We start from the raw sequence: 18,819 nt of genomic DNA, 5'->3' as shown, positions 1-18,819 counted from the left end.
TTGACAGATTGAGATAGCAAAACGCTGGCGTCCGATGGGGCCAGCGTTTTTTTGTTCCTAAAGGCTATGCGCTGATCTTTGGGCATTCCACTAACTTGGTTGTCGAGACTACGCGCTAGCGCTGTCAGATCACAGCCACTGTTTCCGTGGTGATGTGTTGCCTAACCGACTTGGCAATCTCATAGGGGTTGGCCTGACACACATACAAACCAATCTGCTCATAGCCCCCCATCAATTGGGTTTTCGGCAAAAACTCCACGTACAAGCCGCAGCCGGGGCCGTTGTTGATGATCATGTTATAGGCGGGCATTAAGCCCATTTGCGTCATCATGGTGATAATGGCGCAAATCGCCTGCTGAATACCGCGCGCGAGCTGAGTCAGTTCCTCGTTATCCAGTTGGTGCAGATAACGTTTGTTGCTGTCTTTAAAAATCAGCAGCATATCTAACGGACGTTTCATAAAGTACGGCACCATGAGTTGCACTGCACCGTAATCTTTAATCAGTAACTCTTTGGGGTTTTCCTCAATCATAAACCGGCTAAATGAGCGTTCATGGCGTTTACGAAAACACAAATTATTAAAAAAGTGCTGCGGTAAAATATTGCTGTAGGCAATTTGTTGGTGACCATGGCTTAGCGAGGCGCCAGCGCTACTGCCGTAGTTTTTGATAATCGAGACATAGCCACTCACCTGCCGCTCTCCAATCTGCTGGCCCGATTGCGCCATAAAATCAGTGGGTTGATGCAGCAAGGAAGATTCCACTGCGGCCAAGCGTTGTAAGCAGATCCGCGCATCGGCTAATGGCAGATTGTGCCAGTCACGGTCATGCAGCGATGACGTCCACTGTAATAGATGGAAACCGTAGGATGCGCGTCCATGGTGGTACGGGTCTTGATGCTGAAAATAATCCGGCAACTCCTGCGGTACATATTCGATGGGATGAAAAATCGGGTACAGGTTTTTGCTGATAAAGGTAAAACCTTCGCTTTGTTCGGCAATGTCGAGAATATCGGCACTGTTGCCCTCGCATATTGGGCACGGTTTGTTATCCGCAACAACAGGCGCGACAGCGGTAGTTTGCGGTCGTTTCGCACGGGCGGAGTTATACACCACCAAATTGCCATTGCGAGGGTCGATTTGACACACGCCGTCAGGGGCAAACAGTTTAAGCTGCTGATCATCGCTGATGTGTCGCAGTAAGTGTTCAAAATCCAGTTGGGTAAAATCCTGCGCCAGTGCTATTTGGCGCGCTAAAGCGAGAGAAAATGCTTGCGTCATTGCGGGTTCCCTATACCACCCACGGGACTATGGGCTGAATCAAGTATAGGAAATTATTCTGCGCTGACAGCGATGTTCACACACCGTGCACAATCCGCTGCCGTATCTGCAATGTAAAAGGGATAGCGTTAATGCTATCCCTTGGCGGTTACTCACTCGTTGGCTTGGTAAGCCTGCAAAGAGCGATAATATTTTTCTGGATACAGTTCAAACAGGAATTTCTGCTTAGTTAAGTGCGCCAGCTCCAAATATTGCTCATCAATATCACTGGAGAACCCAGTCACTCCCGCATCAAGCCAAGTTTGTTGCAGCGTTTTATGGATAAAGCACACGGTTTTACCCGAGTTCATCGTTAAGTGAACCAGCTGCCGCTGCTCGACTGGCACCTCGGCAAAGCGGTAGTCGAACCGCGTTGGTGTGAGCGCTTTATGAAACGTCAACACGCTATAGCCGCTACGTGCTGCGCCCATTGCATCGGTCAAATTGGCCGGTGAACAGGTCACGCCAAGCCCGGCATCAAATGTTAGCGCTTCGGCTAAATCAGCAGTGATAAGCATGCCATTGCGATTACAACTGCTAACGTCAGGGAGACGTAATGGGTCACCGGCTAACTGATGCAGTAACAGCGCTTTGGTTTTGCTGTTTACCTGTTCGTTAGGCGCAATCGCCACAGTGGTATCGCCCGCATAAAGCTCGTCGTCATCCTGCCCTTGCCAGTAAAAGTGATAACCGCTCAGTATGCCGATCTCTTCGCCACTGGCAGGATCATCGGTTAGCACGCAATCCACATTAGCAAAGCTTAATGGCTCGTAGTCTTGCAAAATGCCGCTGCAATCTTTCATTTGCGTAATTCCTTATATCAATGTGGCCTATACCAAGGCTGCCAGTTGCTGTTGAAAATCCTTTAGCAGTGCGCGCAGTGCTTGTTTGGCCTCAGCCGATAAATCGGCGACTTCAACGTCGTATTTTTTGGCGAGTGGCAGCTCGCCACGACGGCAAGCCTGCCCTAAAAACAGCTGCAAGCAGATCTGTTCGAGAATACGTTTGCCTTTGCTAGGGTGGATGGTGAGCAGTTTGATAAAGCGTAATTGGCGCGCCGGATCGCGCTCGACTTCAATCAACGGCAGCAAAGTACCGATAAAACTGTCGTAGCTTTCAAAATCAATAGCATAGTCTTTAACAGCAACTTGATATTCAATCTGCTGCGCATACTCCGCAAAGCTGATTTCACCGTTGATAAATTGTTGGCTGACACGATTGAGCAACGCCAACCGAGCTTCTCGCGTTAACACTTTGGGGACGACCGCCAAAATCTGCTCGTCGCTGACGCTATCGCACATAATCACTAAGTCGCGGGCGCGAATGCCCTCTTCTCGCTCAGCGTCAACACAGGCACGCACCGCGACCAACTGTTCCCCTTCTAAGCGCAACACCGCATAGTGCCAAGCCTCAGGATCGTGCTGGGTATGTTCGGTGACGATAATCGGTAACTGATATTTTTGAGGGCAAAAGTCGCTATAGCCAGCAAACAGCACTTCATCTTTGGCGAAGTGTGCGGCAAAGGCTTTTTCATCGGTATGCGATACATGAATGTTCAGCAACGCTAACACCTGTTGCCATTCATCGGCGAACGGATAAACAAAGTCCTCATGTAGCGTGTGCACATCCGCATAAAAACGTTGATACACTTTAGGTTTTACGCGACGAAGCGCTTGGTTATACGCCGTTTGCTGGGTCGCATCTGCTTGATAATATTGTTCAATTAAGCCCGAATATTGCTCGGCATCATGTTGCTGTGAAGTGCGTACTTTAAAGGCAAATACCCATTCCGGCGCAACCTTGATGGTCTGCAACGCGGCGTAAAAGGCTTTTTCCGCTTGTTCATCAGCAAACTTGCCAAAGAAGCCAGCATATAATTTGGCAAAGCTCACCAAACTCGCTATTGGTGCCAATTGCAGAGCGATGGCGATTAACCGTGCAGATAGTGGCGTACCACCAGCCAATTCGCGCCAAAAGCAGGTACGCAGCACAATGTGAAAATCTTTCACTGAACCAAAAATATGGTATTCAGTTTGTGCCTCCGCGCTCGAGTGATAGGAACGCCCTAAACACTCATCGAGCACTGACGCCATACTGGACACTTGCGCAAAATCCCCGTCACCCTTGAGCCACGTCATTACCGATTCTGGTAAGGTTTTCTTATCGGCGAGGTGATAATAGTCACTCAGCTCTGCAGCAACCTGTGCTGGTAATTTATCATCGACAAAGGCAGCCAGTTTGGCGGTGTACTCATCATCAATGCCCTGCTCGCTATCAAGCGCCAGCAGAATAGCGGCCAACAGCTGATCTTGATATTCATCGGTCAGCGGCCATTTGGCGGGGTTACATACATGGCGCCCTTGATCATGTAAATTGCGAATGTCGCGCAAATTATCGGCATCGACAAATGCACTATCTTCGAGGCTTTCCAACAACTCATTGATGAGTTGCTGTTGGCTGCTGTTCAATGGCGTATCGATGTCTTCAGTGCTGTTACTACTGTGATGGGCTTTGTCCGCAGAACTGGTGAAATAGGCGTCATATTCACTTTGCAGTAAAAATGCGGTCTCCTCTAATACCAACTGTTGATAAATCAGCTTAGAGACAAGTTGCTCATCAAACAGGTGGAAAAAAATATCCAGCACGCCGAGGTAACACTGCTCGCGCGCTTTGGTGTGATCCCGCTTATCAAGCAGTTCTTCAGCGAGCGGCTGAAGAATAAAATACAGCTGTTTAGCCACTGCTTGTTGTTCTGACAGATCACTAGCGGATACTTCCTCCTGAATCTGAGCCAAAAACGCTGGGGCATATTGCTTAGCGTGCAGCACCACCAGCACGCGATCCAAATTAAGCAGGCTGTTATCCGCCAGCAACTCGGCACGACGCTCGCCCGTTAGCACATAGCGCCATAGCGCCTCGCCGTTGGGCAGATAGTAGATAAATGGTGCCAAGTCGAGTAACGCTTGCTGCGGTGCAAACGGCAGTAATTCCCACGCCAGCGCCTCGGCTGGCGTTTCATTGCCGGTGCGCGCAGGCGTGGCGCTAGATTCCTCACTGTCACATTCATCTACATCATCAGCCGCCTCTGGTGCAGCAGCTTTGCGGCCAAACAGTTTGCCTAAGCCACGTTTGATAAAACCGCCCGATGCCGCTTCAGCCTCCGCTTTCATGCGCGCACGGTAGTTATCAATACCCGGCCAATTACGGCGATCTTTATAGTCATTGAGCGCCACAGATTGCTCAGCATTCTGCAGCAGTTCATCGAGCTGCATGATGGTCATGATCAGCGTGTCTGCGGCATTGCCGATAGGATTGTGACGGAACACCGACACCTTAGTCTCTAGCGCTTGCTGCTCGGCTAAATGGGCGGTTAGTTCATCGACGAGGATCAGTGCATCGTCTTTATCCATGTCGATATAAACAAACAACAATCGCCCATTAATGATTTGCCAATCCGAAGTGTACAACTCGATAGATAGTTGCTCTGTAAGGAACTCATGCAGATCGGTAGGGGGTAATTTGCCGCAATCCATCACCACAAAACAGGGATCATCATAACTATCCAATGTTTGCAGGGTTTGCTGAACGGGCTGGCTTTGTTGTAACAGGGTGACAAGTTCGCGATAGCGATAAGACATAGTGACAATGACTTCCTTTCAATAATCAACAGCTTGACGCTAGAGACGCCAAATGAGCGCGAATAATAACAAATACGAAACAAGCCTGTCGAATTCAAGCCGCGTTAAATTGTGAGAAATTTGAAATAAACCAGAGATGAAAGCCAGATCTGCTGCGCACGAAGTTAAACGTAATAATGTCGCGCCGTTAGCCGATGGGGTAAGCGCTGACCATTTTGCTGCCGTGACCACTAACCAGCTGCGGGCAGATTTTAGCATTCCGACCAATAAGACCATGCGCTTAGTAGCGCTAAAAGCGTTTCGGTAGTTCGATAAATCCAACCAACTACGGCCACAAAAAAGCCAACCTCACTGGGTTGGCCTTTCATTGGCTAAACAGCTGGCTTAGTACAGTTCAAACAGCGGCTTGCCGTTGCTATCAAACTTCACTTCCAACATACGCGCATGGCGGTTTGGATCATACAGTGGGTCAGCTTTGATCTCTTCCAGCGGACGCTTGTCTGACTTAGGCACTACCGCTGGGTCACCCACAGCCGTTTCATAATCACGGGCGTGGTAAATACACATTGGCGTAACGCCGTCTTCGGCAATGGTAAAGCTGTTGTGACCAGGGCCATAAATCTTCTTGTCGTAATCGGTACCCAATACTGGCTGGCGGGTTTTCTTCCAAGAATTACGGTCAAGCAGATCAGCATTTTCGTCCGCTTCCATGTAGCCCATGCAGTAACAAGCACCGGTAGCACTGGCAGAGAAGGTGATAAAGATTTTGCCATCGTGTTTCAATACAGCCGGGCCTTCGTTCACCCAAAAATCGACACGTTCCCAATCGTAATCTGGGGTAGTCAACATAAACTGTACGGTTTTCAGTTTGATCGGCGATTCCATTTCTGCCAAATACAGGTTAGATGCCGCAAACTGGCCGCCCGTTTTCTCTGCCCAGCAGAAATAACGTTTGCCTTGGTTTTCAAAAATGGTGGCATCCAATGAGAAGTCGATAAACGATTTGTTATCGCCATCGGCCGCTTGCATCATGCCCAGCTCGACCCATTCATCATTCAATGGATCTTGGCCTTGGCACTCAAGCACATAAGGACGCAGCGCCCAAATATCATCTTCTTCACTGGCGGCAAAGTAGACATACCATTTGCCATCCAAGTAATGAATTTCTGGTGCCCATACGTGGCGGCTCATTGGGCCGGAATCGTGCTTAAACCACACATCAAAGGTTTGTGCATCTTTTAAACCTTCGAGCGATTTAGATCTTCTCAGCTCGATACGGTCATAAGTTGGCACAGAGCCAGTAAAATAATAAAAACCATCGGTATGTTTATACACGAAAGGATCGGCGCGTTGTTCTACTAACGGGCTGTTTGTTGCTACTGTCATCGGTCAACCTGTTTGCTGATGGGTTAATTGCGCAATTGTATTACTTTTAATGCAACACTCAAAGTAGTAGATGCATTTCAATAGCTTGAGATGGTGCAAACTTAATCACAGTGCGAACTAACTCACAGGTGGTTATTCCCCGAGGGTCGTTGCCAACACGCCGTGTATGCGAAAGCGCACTCCGCCCTAGCGCAGCAGGCCACCGAAAAACGGCTGCCACTGTTGCCGCCGCTGCAACGCCCGCAAACGCGCAATACGGGCATCGGTATTAGGATGCGTTTTTAACAGTTCAGGTATCGCATTGCGTACACCGGGTAACACCATACGCCGCAACCAACCCTGCTGTTGCCATTCAATTTTACTTAGCGCTGAGGCTAAGCCGCTGGGGTCGCTAGTTAATGCCACGGCGTTTAAGTCAGCATCGTATTCACGCGTGCGTGACAAGGCTAACTGGGCCAAGGCGCTAAAGGTTGGTGCAAACAGTAATAGCAGAATCGCCCACCAACTCAGCGTGGTCATGCCCAATAAAATCAGCGGCAAATTGATCAATAGCAGCAGTTGCCCCAGGGTGGATAACAGCGATGTGCCTTGGCTCATCATCTGCGCCAACTGCATGACCTGCAGATCGTTGTTGCGTATATGGCTAATTTCATGCGCTAACACGCCGGTTAGCTCACGCCAATCCAATTGATTAAGTGCGCCCGTAGTAACCGCAATCGCTGGTTGCTCGGCGCGGCCCACCGCAAAAGCATTAATTAATGCATTGTCCAGCAGATAGAGCTGCGGCGTTACGGGTAAGCCAGCGCGTTCACTCAGCTCAGAAACGCTTTGCCACAACGCGGGTGATTGCTGTGGGTACAGCGGCCGTGCGCCATAACGGCGCATGATGGTTTGTGGTGAGATGTTGTTGGTCCACAACGACAACAGTAAACCGACCACCAACAACACCACTAAACCAAACGTGCCCGCCAACAACCAGCCCAACAGCGCTAAAAATCCGGCCATGAAGCACAATAAACTCACAGTCTGTAACCGATTGCGCTGGGCGTTTTCATACCAACGGTCGGTATCAATTCGGCTAACTACCATGTATTCCTCCCCAATGCTCAGGACACTCGTCGCTGTTAACGGCTTTGCCCCCAACCTGCTCGCGGTAAAAAATCTGTTGCCGCTTTGAACGCTTCATAGGCCTGTTTAGCCTTAGCTGATGTGGCGGGTGGCAATACCACATTTAGCTCAACATAAAAGTCGCCCGGCTGTTTGGCTGGCAGCCCTTTGCCAGCCAAACGTAAACGGCGGCCGTTGGCGGAGTTTGCCGGGATCTTCAGGTCGATATTGCCAGTCGGCAGCGGCACACTCACCTGCGCGCCAAGTGCAGCCTCCCACGGCGCGACGGGCAAACTGAGATAGACGTCTTTACCTTCTACTCGGTACAGTGAATGCGGCTTGAAAGCGACTTCCAGCAATAGATCGCCCGCCTTGCCGTTACCTAAGCCCGCAGCGCCCTGTCCCGCCAAGCGGATGTATTGCCCCGCCACCACACCTTTAGGAATGCGCACATTCAAGGTTTTAGGTTGGCCTTGTGCATCGGTTATGGTCAGCGTGCGAGTGGCGCCGTGATAACTGTCGGCAAGGTCAATTTGAATTTTGGCTCGCACATTATCGCCGTGCAGATCGAACGACTCGAACCCGCGGCGACTGCTACGGCCAGCACCAAAACCTTGCCCCCCGAAAAAGGAGCTGAAGATATCTTCAAAATGGTGCATGTCTGGCCCGGCTTGCTCATATTGCTGTCCGGCAAAGCCATCCGCTTGCGCGTGCCGTGCCGTTTGCCAATCCGCACCAAACTGGTCATAAGCTGCACGTTTTTTAGGATCGCGCAGCACGTCGTATGCCTCGCCCAGCTCTTTAAAGCGGGCTTCAGCATCAGCGGCTTTGTTAACATCAGGATGGTATTTACGTGCCAAACGTTTGTAGGCTTTTTTGATCTCTTGCTCGGTTGCGTCACGAGCAACGCCCATGATTTGATAATAATCTTTGAACGCCATAATGCTCTCTGCCTTTGCCCTGTTGAAGTTAAAAGTTGCTCAACTTCAGTCGTCTTAACAGAACGGCTGTTGCACTATTTATATGGGTGTTAGCAAAGAGATTTCAAGAGGCTGAGACACCAAATATTAGCCACTTTCTGGCGCGCAATTTAGCGCCAAAGGTGCAGGCATCGGCAGTGCATCTGTCGCAGTAGTTATCGAAGATTACGCCGAACTAAAATCAGTGATGTTCCACTACTAAGCGACATTACTGCTGAATGTCATTCAGCCTTTAACAAAAAGCCCTCTTACCTTTGGTAGAAGGCTTTTTTCGCAATCGCGCATCGATTGCGGTGATGCCGGATTTTTTGGTCATTCCATATTGCGACCTTACTAACGCCGTTTTAAGTGGCGAGTAATAGCTTGCTAATATGTGTAACGAAGTGGAACCGAGCAAGCTGTTATGAGTCCGACTTGAAAACCCTTGTTATGTTTTGCTTACTCGTTACGTTGCTCAATAATATTTCCATCAGCATCCATGATTGTAATACTTAGAGAGTCGGACATACTCACGTTAATATTATCAACGATTCCAATACAAATATTATTAAGAAACTCTAACATGTACTCTTGCGTGGTACTTTCTGGAGTTAATTTAACTGATGTTATATTTTCAGCTTGCGCTACTTTCTCTGCACCAGACTGAAGCCCAAGAGGGCTCACTATAATTCCACCAGAAGCCCCTGCATCAATAATTCGATATGCTAAAGCTCCTATTTTTTCTTGAGATTGCCTGCTTGTTGTATATCTACGGCATTCGACGATTACAAATCGATCATTACCTTCAGAAAAACCTTTTCCATCAATCTCCCAGCTCGTTCCACTTCTATTTCCTGAGATAGTTTCCTTTCCGCTAAAACCTTCTAGCTCGAAATTTTCTGAAAATTGATTTAGTAGGTAAACAGCTACTTCTTCATACGTTTCCCATTGAGCTTGAGACATACATACTCCATTGTTTGATTTAGAAACATAACGCCTGCCTTCAGCCGCCCGCTTGTAGCGAATGACCGGAGGGAAGTAGCGGAAATCGGGTCGACTGCAAGGCATTGTTATATTTCACTTTTTCCAGAACATCCAAGCAGGGGTTTTTGACGTTTCTTTGAGTTCTGGGCCGGGGATTGATTGCTTTTGCTCTAACACTTGGAAGGGTAGTTCGCTTTCATTGGGAAGCGCTTGATCATAGCGATAGCCTACATAGGCCCTTGCCATATCTACGGGAATATCAAATATATAATCAACCATTCCCTCGTCATCTTGAGCTTGCTCTTGGATTTTTTTTGATTTGATTCCCTCGAACTCACCAGGCAAACTGCCCCTTGTTTCTAAGTGCTCTAGTGCCTCTTGCGCATTGTGAACTACGCTCCAGACAAGCTGACCCGATTTATAGCCAGATGCCATGCTGACCATGATGCCTTCGTGAACTTGGCAAGCAACCACATCACCAAGAGATGAAACTCTTGATACGGATTCTTCTTCTAGTGCTGGAGCCAGAAAATCGTTGAAGTGAACCAGGTACCAGCCATTAGGCAGCTCCACGCCAGCTATCGGAGAGTCAGGAAATTCCTCGCGCTCTCCACTGGGTGAGAGGGATAGCATTTTGTGGATTGCCGCAGGTTCAGAATCTTTTACAGCAATCCATCCGATCTTAAATCCCATGATGAGTTTCCTTGTGAAATATAACAGTATATTAGACGACATGATGTCGTAATTTCACACGGAACCATGTCGTTTTTCGTAAAAAGTAAATTCTCAATTTAAGCGCATACCTCACTGAACACAATAGAAAAATCATCAACCAGCATTAAAGCTTTCCGAATGAATAACGACATTTTCGATGCAGTTGCAGAAAAAATGACATGGGGAAACATGGGTAGCATTGTTCATTTCATTTAGTCACAAACACCCAGCAATTCACAGGATAACGCCGAGATTACCCAGCACAGACAGGCTTGTGGCCGTCCGAGGCATGGCCGTTCACGCACATCCATGTGCTCCACGGCATTAGTACATCCTGTACGTCGATGCCGAGGCCGAGCGCTCAGGGATGAGCTTGCAGCGTGCCACAAGCATGCCTGTGCATGAGGGCGCTCTAGGACGTCCTGTCCTTCGCGCCATTAGTGCATCCATGCACGTCCCCGCCGCAGGCGATTAACCACAATTAAACCATCGAGCGAATTCGCAGTCGCCTGAGCCACAAAAATGGCAAGCAACCTCCCCTAACTAGTCTGAAATTGCCAAATTTCAGACATAAAAAAACACTCGCCGAAGCGAGTGTTTTTCAGAAAAAGCGTCAACTATCGCAATTGCTTAGTTAACTAAACCACGGCGTTTCAACAGTGCATCAACAGTTGGCTTATGACCACGGAAGTTGATGTAATCTTGCATCAAGTCGTGGCTGTTACCTTGTGACAATACTGCTTTACGGTATTTTTCGCCGTTTTCGGCTTTCAGGCCGCCCATTTCCATCATGTGTGCAAATGAGTCTGCGGCAAACACTTCAGTCCACAGGTACGCGTAGTAACCTGCGTTGTAACCACCTGAGAAGGCGTGGCTGAAGTAAGTTGAACGGTAGCGTGGCATGATTGGCGCGTAGTCCATACCGTGTTTTGCCAGTGCTTCGGCTTCAAAGGCTTGTGCGTCTTTGATTTCGGTGCCTGGTTTGATTGAGTGCCATTCCATATCCAACAGTGCTGCGCCCAAGTATTCAACGGTGTTGTAGCCTTGGTTGAAGCTAGCTGCAGCTTGGATTTTCTTCAGCAGTTCAGCTGGGATTTGCTCACCAGTTTTGTAGTGTTTGGCGTAGTTAGCCAATACTGCTGGGTCCAATGCCCAATCTTCGTTGGCTTGTGATGGGAACTCTACGAAGTCACGTGCAGTAGAGGTACCGGCCAAGCTTGGGTATTTCACTTGTGAGAACAGACCGTGAATACCGTGACCAAATTCGTGGAACATGGTGATCACTTCATCAAAGGTCATCAGTGTTGGTTGACCTTCGGCTGGTTTTGGAATGTTCAGCGCGTTGTAAACCACTGGTTTTTGGTTGTTAAGGAAGTTTTGGGTAACAATTTCGTCCATCCATGCGCCACCGTTTTTACCGGTACGTGCGTATGGGTCAACGTAGAACAGGCCAATAACGCTGCCGTCTTTATCGTGTACTTCCCACGCTTTGACGTTTTCTTCCCATACTGGTAAGTCTGGACGTGGTGTAAAGCTGATGCCGTACAGTTTGTTCATGGCAAAGAACAGACCGTCGTTTAGTACGGTGTTGAACTCAAAGTATGGTTTGATTTGGCTTTCGTCCAAGTCGTACTTAGCTTTACGTACTTTTTCAGCGTAGTAGTTCCAATCCCAAGGTTGCAGTTCAAAATCACCGCCTGTGGCTTTGATTTCAGCTTGGATATCAGCCGCTTCTACTTTAGCTTTTGCCACAGCTTTGGGTGCTAGGTCATCCAGAATGCCAAATACGGCTGCTGGGTTACCGGCCATTTGGTCAGCCAGTTTGTAATCAGCCCAGGTGTCATAACCGAGCAGTTTTGCTTTATCAGCGCGTAGCTCAGCTTCTTTGATAACGATAGGACCGTTGGTGTCTTTGGCGCGGTTAGCTGAGGTTTCCCAGATTTTCTTACGCAGTTCGCGGTTTTCTAGGCTCATCATGATAGGTTGGCGCGTCGTGTTCACCAAAGTGATCATGTAACCTTCTTTGCCTGCGGCTTTCGCTGCATCGGCCAGTGAAGCTATTTCATCGTCGCTCAAACCTGCCAGTTCCGCTTTGTCAGTGACTAAGATGGTGTCGTCTTTGAATGACTTCAGAATGTTCTGACCAAATTCAGTAGACAGTTTAGACAGTTCACCATTGAGCTCACGCAGTTTGGCTTTATCTGCATCAGACAGTTGCGCACCAGCACGTACAAAATCGTCGTAGTACTTAGTTACCAGACGTTGCTCAACGTCACCGAGGCTCTCTTTCGCGTCGTATACGGCTTTTACGCGGGCAAACAGTTTGGGATCCATGTGGATGTTGTCTGAGTGTTCAGTCAGACGTGGCATGATGTCGCCTTCAATTTTCTGTACTTCGTCGTTTGACAACAAACCAGAATATTGGAAGAAGGCGCGTACGGTACGATCTAAGATCTCACCGCTTTTTTCCATCGCTACGATGGTGTTATCAAAGTTAGCAGCTTCGCTGTTATTGATAATCGCTTGGATCTGTTCGTTGTGTTGTTTTAAACCTGCATCAAACGCGGGTAAAAAGTCGCTGATTTTGATTTTGTCGTATTGTGGTGCTTCGTAGTCCAGTGGGCTTTTTTTCAGCAGGACGTTTTCAGCAGTAGTAGGCGCAGCAGCTTTAGTTTGTGCAACAGGTGCTTTAGTTTCTGCTACTGGGGCTTTTGACTCACCACAGGCGCTCAGCACCAGTGATGCACCAATTGCTGTCGCAATCATAGTTTTACGCATCTTGACTCCGTTTATTATGGCAGGTTACCGCTTCATTATAGGCTTCAGTGCCGTCACTACAGTTGGCGGTAATCCAAGGTTAGACCGCTGCAAACCATAGCAATATTCGCCGCCAAGAAACAACTCAGAGTTGTAAGAATTTCTGCGTTACACTAATAAATCGCCGTTTCGAGCAAATTGCCGACATTTCTAGCGCGAGCCATGATGCTAACTGATTTAATTACCGCCAATTCTGGCTTTTGTTACAACTCCGGCGGCTTTTTTAATTCACTCTTGCGATGACACACGGCAAACTATGCGCACCCAAGATTCCACCAAGAAAAACTGTTTAATGGTCCTGAATAAACCCTCAATGCTTGCTGCACTGACACTACTGGTTGGTAGCAGTGTGGTATTTAATGCTGCGGCCGCAGCCACTGAAGTGAAATTACGTGTGTTGGAAACCTCTGATCTGCACACCAATATCATGGATTACAACTATTACGCTGATACGGTAGATCCCACCATTGGCTTGGCTCGTACTGCCAGCTTAGTCAAAGCCGCGCGTGCCGAAGCCACAAACAGCGTGTTGGTTGATAACGGCGATTTGTTGCAAGGCAGCCCAATGGGCGACTACATGGCGCACCACGGCATTGATAAGGGCGAGATTCATCCAGTGTACAAGGCGATGAATCAGCTCGGTTACGCCGTAGGTAACATTGGTAACCACGAATTTAACTACGGTTTAGAGTTTCTGCATCAGTCACTGGCAGGCGCGAAGTTTCCCTATATCAACGCTAACGTGTATTGCGATGCCGATGAGTGTTGGGATGGTAAAAAGCGCGGCGAACACCTGTTCACTCCGTACATTATTAAACCAACTAAAGTGAAGGATGAAACGGGCCAAGAGCATACGCTTAACATCGGTTATATCGGTTTTGTGCCGCCGCAAATCATGCTGTGGGATAAGCAAAACCTGCGCAATAAAGTGCGGGCAGATAGCATTCTTAACACCGCACAGAAGTTAGTGCCAGAGATGAAAGCCAAAGGCGCGGATATCATTATCGCGGTGCCACACTCTGGTATTGGTTCAAGTGAAAACCCCGGCGATCCAAACGCAGAGAACGCGGTCTATTCGCTCACTCGCGTAGCGGGTATCAACGCCATTTTGTTTGGCCACAGCCACTCTATCTTCCCCGATCCACGCTACAAAGATCTGCCCAATACCGATATTGCTAAAGGTTTGATGAACGGCATTCCTGCCGTGATGCCAGGCCGTTGGGGCGATAATATGGGGCAAGTTGATTTCACCTTAGCGTTGGAAGACGGTAAATGGCGAGTGGTTGATGCTACCGCTAAATCAGTACCGATTTACGATAGCACGGCGCACAAGTCGCTAGTGGCGGCTGATGAGCAAGTGCATCAAGCGGTAGCAAAAGAACACCAAGGCACTATCGACTTTATGTCACGCCCTATCGGCCGTGCATCTGGCAATATGTACAGTTTTTTATCACAAGTGCAAGATGACCCAACGGTGCAGATTGTGGCTGACGCGCAACATATGAAAGTTGCACAAATGCTGCCCGCCGAGTTGAGCAACATGCCGGTGTTGTCTGCTGCTGCACCATTTAAAGCCGGTGCCCGTCAAACCTCGGCTAGCGATGCCAACCAATATATTGAAGTCAGCAAAGGCACGCTGACGTTTAAAAACGCAGCAGATCTGTATCTGTTCCCCAACACCTTGGTGGCGGTAAAAGTGACAGGTGCTGAGCTGAAAGATTGGCTGGAGTGTTCTGCTAACCAGTTCAACCAGATCGACCCGAACAGCAGCGCACCACAGCCGCTGATCAACTTCAATCACCCAACCTATAACTTTGACGTGATTGATGGCGTGAGTTACCGCATCGATATTACCCAACCAAGCAAGTTTGACGATAACTGCCAAGTGGTTAACCCGAACGCGTCACGTATTACTAAATTGGCGTATCAATCTGGTGACGGCCATATGTTCACTGGCAAGGCACTGGATAAGATGGAGTTTATCGTCGCGACCAACAACTACCGTGCCTTTGGTGCTAAGTTTGCTGGCACAGGTGCTGACCACGTAGTCATGGAGCTGCCAGACACCAACCGTAAAGCGTTAGTGGATTACATCAGCATGATGTCACAGGCTGACGGGCACGGCGGTTTTAAAGCGACCGTAAAACCTGAAGCTGATTACAACTGGGACTTTGTCGATATTCACAGTGCAACACCGCTGGATATTCGCTTCTCAACCCAAGACAGCGCCAAGGCCGAGAGCTTTATTAAAGCTAACCACCGCCGCCCGATGACTAAAATCGGCGTTAAAGAGAACGGTTTTGCGGAATATCGCATCGACCTCAGCGGTAAGTAAACGCTTAGCTAAACCGTAAAAAACGCCCTAGTTATCGATTGGGGCGTTTTTATTTAGGCAGATAGACTTGAGGCGAGATGCCACTCATCCCCACCTTATACGGGGCATCCGTCTTGGTGTTTACATGCAATGCATCATACTGCTGCTGCGATTGGCACACTTGCTCAAAGTTGTTTTCGGCCCAATGGCTAACCCGCTCTATGGTTTCGGCAAAGGACAATCCCAGTGGGGTTAATTGGTATTCCACTGTTAACGGCATAGTGGCAAACACTTGTCGCGTCACTAAACCATCGCGCTCCAGCCACTTTAGCTTTTGCGACAATACTTTTTGTGAAATTCCCTCCACTTGTCGCTTCAACTCGCTAAAACGGCGTGGGCGTCCATCCCGTAATAGACCTATAATGAGCAGAATCCAACGCTCTGCGACACGGTCGAAGAACACGCGAGTAGGACAATTGCGTGAGTAAACATTGTAAGTCATTGATGACTCCATGGTTTCCTCCAAGTAACTAACGCACCTTTTGGCCACTGATTGTAAACCTGGTTTCTAAAATATACTATGACACCAACTCATTAGGTAGCTGCCCACCATTGGACGGCCTCAATATGGTTCGTAACTAAGAGAGGAATATATGGCAAATACTGTAGTGGTTTATTTTTCTGGATATGGTCACACCAAACGCGTTGCTGAATATGTTGCTGAAGGCGCTAAAGCACCGCTGATTGCTATCAGCCCTGAAGGTGATATTACCGCAGAGGATTTTGAAACGCTGGGCAAAGCCGACGCTATTATCTTCGGTGCCCCGACTTACATGGGGGGCGCACCTTGGCAATTCAAAAAATTTGCTGATGCCACTTCAAAACCTTGGTTTACCCAAGCGTGGAAAGACAAAATCTTTGGTGGTTTTACTAACAGCGCCAGCCTTAACGGTGATAAACAAGTTACACTGCAATATATGCAAACCTTAGCATCACAACATGGTGGTATTTGGGTAAGCTTAGGCGTACTACCGGCTAACACTCAAGCCGCAACTCGCAATGACGAAAACAACCTAGGCGCCTCTGTTGGCGTACTGGTGCAATCGCCCTCTGACGCTGGCGCCGAAGTGATCCCAGAAGGTGATTTGATCACCGCCCGTAACTACGGTGCCCGTGTAGCGGCCATTGCTGCAAAATTTGTTGGTTAGTTCGCTAGGAGCTGTTGATCTTTAGTGTTTAGTTGTTGTTCAAGTTAAACGCATTATGAACAAGGCGCAGCCAGTGACGCTTAGTCAACCAAAGTCTACCGCCAAATAAAAATCCGAGTGTTATTAAGCACTAGGATTTTTTATCTTGCTACAACTGCCTGATTAGTGGCTTTGTTGCACGCGATGGGCAAAATCCTGCTCAGCAAAGGCGAGCAATTCATCTGCCGTGCTGATCGGCGCACTGGCCTGTAACAACTTTAAACGACCAGGTTCGGAGAAATGGGTAAAGTGCACCTCTTCGTCATCTTTCATCACCACATAATCGCACTGATCATTGGCGGCACACCAGATAACGCGCTCCGCGGTGGTATGTTCTCGCATTGATTGTTCAACAGTAAATTTGCTGCTCATGCTAACCCTCATTCTGTCATTACAGCTTGAGGGCTATTGTATAAACCCCGAGGGTTAGCAGGTAAGCTACGCTTAGTTACAAAAGGTGCGAGATCGCTTTTTTATGGCTACAAATAGCGAGACCAGAGTTGAGTCACTTGTGGGTTCACGCTGCCATTATTCTCCTCTGTACTACCGGTGATAACCTCCGCCGGGTTATAAATGTCCGGTAGGTTAGACAAATCTATGGTGGTTGAACCGTGAAAGTCCGAACCTTCTGTATTGTCTCCCTGATTGGCGACCGTCACGTAGCCATAGATCTTGCTGCTACCGCCGCTAAAGAGCAGATTACCAGCAATCACGCTACCATAAACTTCGGTAGACGCCCCCAGTGAGATATCACCGCCTTCAAATTCATCGTTAACATAGCCTCCTGCGATGAGGGCCACGTTCGCCAGAGCATTATATTCGAGTTCGTTAACTGAGCACAGATTTGTGGCATAGAAGGTCAAGAAGTTGGTGGTTTTACAACTTGCCTCATAACCAGCGAAATTAATCGATTTAATCGTATGGCTACCGCTAGTCATGATATTCTGAGTAGCAATTATGGTATCAATGTAAGACCCCACGCCAATATCAACCGAACCATTAAACCATAAAACCGCAGGCACAAACTGTTTGCCATTAAGTTGCCATTCTTTGTCTTTGCTTACGTATTTAAAACAGCTGTTACTGTCTGAATAGCCAACGCAGACCTTCTTGTGGCAGGTTGACTCTGAGTAAATTGGGCCGTCACAAAGATAATCTTGTTTATTTCCGTTACCTGTAAGGTAATAGTTACCATTATTGATGCCACTCATGTTGCGTACTTGCACCAAAATGTTCCCCGCCGCATCCACGTCAAATGCTAAGTTTGAGGCTGATCTGAGTGGCCAAGCATCGACTCGTAAAGCCTGTTGTTCAGCTGGCTTGAGAAGTGTAATCGGAACCTTAAGCCCAGATAGGCGACTCACCTTAACTTGGTTATTCCATTCAGGGTAATTGATGTCTCCACCAACTTGTCCACTGTCAGCACTTCCATTACTGGATTCGGTGAAATTGCCCTCAGCCAGCACATTGCCAATATGGGCATTGATAGCATCTATGTTCCCTTGGGTATACACTTCACCAGCATTAGTTCCCGCTTCCATCGTCACATTACCTATGGCAGTTAACCTGCCAGACACCGCTGCACTGCTGTGAAGAACAACATCACCATTGGCTTTGGCTGATAGCGTATTGATGCCGCCAGACATACTGATTGAACCCATTGCATTCACAGTACCATAGGCACCACTGCCAGTGAGCGTTACATCCCCCTCAGCGGCCACCGTGCCAATATCATTTTGTGCGCCACTTAAACTGACATTACCCGTTGAATACAACAAACTAAAACCGGAAAGACTACCACCGCCATCAACATCACCTTCTACATAAAATGACGTATTGCTATTATCGCCATTCACGATATTGAGATCGCCCCCGAGATCAAGCCCGCCTTTAATGATAACCGCGTTAGTGAGTTCATAAGTCACTAATGACTTACCGGATTTAACACAAAATATACTTTGCACACCTGAGGATGTCTTGGCAGCAGTACCAAAAATATCCAAGGTTACTTGTGTGCCATCAACGCAAGTAGTCGCTAGCGTGGAAATAGCAACTATACGACCACTTAAACCGGATTCAGATGGAAAAGTGATGGTTTGCCCTACCGATAACAAGGTCAATTCGTTGGGATCGGTTTGATAGAAAAACTGACGCATCGCTTCGACACCTTCCCAAGCCCGAATCTGCGCTTGCGTGACTGCATGCGCGGTGGTACCAGCTTGTTGTGAAGATTGAATGTAACGCATGGCGCCGCTGACCATCATCACCATAACAATGCCAAAAATGGTCAACATAAGAATGCCAGCAAAACCTCGCTGAACACGTATCTGCATCA

Annotated in this window: 15 protein-coding genes; 3 read left to right on the top strand and 12 right to left on the bottom strand. The window is 48.2% G+C overall.

Annotated elements, in window-relative coordinates; all coding sequences use genetic code 11:
• Positions 1-124: 124 nt before the first annotated feature.
• The 3 genes from ACN0TT_RS14160 to ACN0TT_RS14150 all read right to left on the bottom strand — a co-directional run bounded on the left by ACN0TT_RS14160 (position 125) and on the right by ACN0TT_RS14150 (position 4,956).
• Positions 125-1,279 (bottom strand): hypothetical protein, encoded by a 1,155-nt coding sequence (locus ACN0TT_RS14160; protein ID WP_417762800.1) that lies wholly within the window; start codon positions 1,277-1,279, stop codon positions 125-127.
• A 152-nt stretch (positions 1,280-1,431) separates the two neighbouring features.
• A complete protein-coding gene (locus ACN0TT_RS14155; RefSeq protein WP_417762799.1) occupies positions 1,432-2,121 on the bottom strand; it encodes a hypothetical protein in 690 nt (229 codons plus the stop codon).
• A gap of 27 nt (positions 2,122-2,148) precedes the next feature.
• On the bottom strand, positions 2,149-4,956 hold the full coding sequence (locus tag ACN0TT_RS14150; RefSeq protein WP_417762798.1) for a hypothetical protein: 2,808 nt from the start codon (positions 4,954-4,956) through the stop codon (positions 2,149-2,151).
• A 136-nt stretch (positions 4,957-5,092) separates the two neighbouring features.
• Here ACN0TT_RS14150 and ACN0TT_RS14145 point away from each other — a divergent pair, with 136 nt between their 5' ends.
• Complete coding sequence (locus tag ACN0TT_RS14145) at positions 5,093-5,263, top strand: hypothetical protein (RefSeq protein ID WP_417762797.1); 171 nt, start codon at positions 5,093-5,095, stop codon at positions 5,261-5,263.
• A 77-nt stretch (positions 5,264-5,340) separates the two neighbouring features.
• Here the strand turns inward: ACN0TT_RS14145 and ACN0TT_RS14140 are convergent, their stop codons facing one another.
• The 6 genes from ACN0TT_RS14140 to ACN0TT_RS14115 form a co-directional block, all read right to left on the bottom strand.
• Positions 5,341-6,342, bottom strand: a complete 1,002-nt coding sequence (locus ACN0TT_RS14140; RefSeq protein ID WP_417762796.1) for a family 43 glycosylhydrolase — start codon at positions 6,340-6,342, stop codon at positions 5,341-5,343.
• A gap of 186 nt (positions 6,343-6,528) precedes the next feature.
• A complete protein-coding gene (locus tag ACN0TT_RS14135) occupies positions 6,529-7,431 on the bottom strand; it encodes a zinc metalloprotease HtpX (protein WP_417762795.1) in 903 nt (300 codons plus the stop codon).
• Positions 7,432-7,466: 35 nt separating this feature from the next.
• On the bottom strand, positions 7,467-8,390 hold the full coding sequence (locus ACN0TT_RS14130; protein WP_417762794.1) for a DnaJ C-terminal domain-containing protein: 924 nt from the start codon (positions 8,388-8,390) through the stop codon (positions 7,467-7,469).
• A gap of 477 nt (positions 8,391-8,867) precedes the next feature.
• On the bottom strand, positions 8,868-9,371 hold the full coding sequence (locus ACN0TT_RS14125; RefSeq protein WP_417762793.1) for a restriction endonuclease: 504 nt from the start codon (positions 9,369-9,371) through the stop codon (positions 8,868-8,870).
• Between the two features lie 114 nt (positions 9,372-9,485).
• Positions 9,486-10,085: a hypothetical protein gene (locus ACN0TT_RS14120; RefSeq protein ID WP_417762792.1), complete on the bottom strand. Its 600-nt coding sequence runs from the start codon at positions 10,083-10,085 to the stop codon at positions 9,486-9,488.
• 651 nt (positions 10,086-10,736) lie between these two features.
• On the bottom strand, positions 10,737-12,884 hold the full coding sequence (locus ACN0TT_RS14115; protein WP_417762791.1) for a M3 family metallopeptidase: 2,148 nt from the start codon (positions 12,882-12,884) through the stop codon (positions 10,737-10,739).
• 331 nt (positions 12,885-13,215) lie between these two features.
• Here ACN0TT_RS14115 and ACN0TT_RS14110 point away from each other — a divergent pair, with 331 nt between their 5' ends.
• Positions 13,216-15,258 (top strand): bifunctional 2',3'-cyclic-nucleotide 2'-phosphodiesterase/3'-nucleotidase, encoded by a 2,043-nt coding sequence (locus tag ACN0TT_RS14110; RefSeq protein WP_417762790.1) that lies wholly within the window; start codon positions 13,216-13,218, stop codon positions 15,256-15,258.
• 49 nt (positions 15,259-15,307) lie between these two features.
• On the opposite strand, the gene ACN0TT_RS14105 is transcribed toward ACN0TT_RS14110, so the two are convergent.
• A complete protein-coding gene (locus ACN0TT_RS14105; protein ID WP_417762789.1) occupies positions 15,308-15,739 on the bottom strand; it encodes a winged helix-turn-helix transcriptional regulator in 432 nt (143 codons plus the stop codon).
• Between the two features lie 151 nt (positions 15,740-15,890).
• Here ACN0TT_RS14105 and ACN0TT_RS14100 point away from each other — a divergent pair, with 151 nt between their 5' ends.
• Positions 15,891-16,445, top strand: a complete 555-nt coding sequence (locus tag ACN0TT_RS14100) for a flavodoxin family protein (RefSeq protein ID WP_417762788.1) — start codon at positions 15,891-15,893, stop codon at positions 16,443-16,445.
• A gap of 162 nt (positions 16,446-16,607) precedes the next feature.
• Here ACN0TT_RS14100 and ACN0TT_RS14095 read toward each other — a convergent pair whose 3' ends face one another.
• Positions 16,608-16,856 carry a hypothetical protein gene (locus ACN0TT_RS14095; RefSeq protein WP_417762787.1) on the bottom strand — a complete coding sequence of 83 codons (249 nt, stop codon included), beginning with the start codon at positions 16,854-16,856 and terminating at the stop codon, positions 16,608-16,610.
• Between the two features lie 107 nt (positions 16,857-16,963).
• Positions 16,964-18,817, bottom strand: coding sequence for a hypothetical protein (locus ACN0TT_RS14090; RefSeq protein ID WP_417762786.1), 1,854 nt, complete (start codon positions 18,815-18,817; stop codon positions 16,964-16,966).
• Between the last annotated feature and the right edge of the window lie 2 nt (positions 18,818-18,819).

The organism is Shewanella sp., assembly GCF_048265805.1.
GTDB lineage: Bacteria > Pseudomonadota > Gammaproteobacteria > Enterobacterales > Shewanellaceae > Shewanella.
The sequence above is the reverse complement of the archived record's forward strand: the minus strand, read 5'-3'. Positions and strand labels throughout refer to the sequence as shown.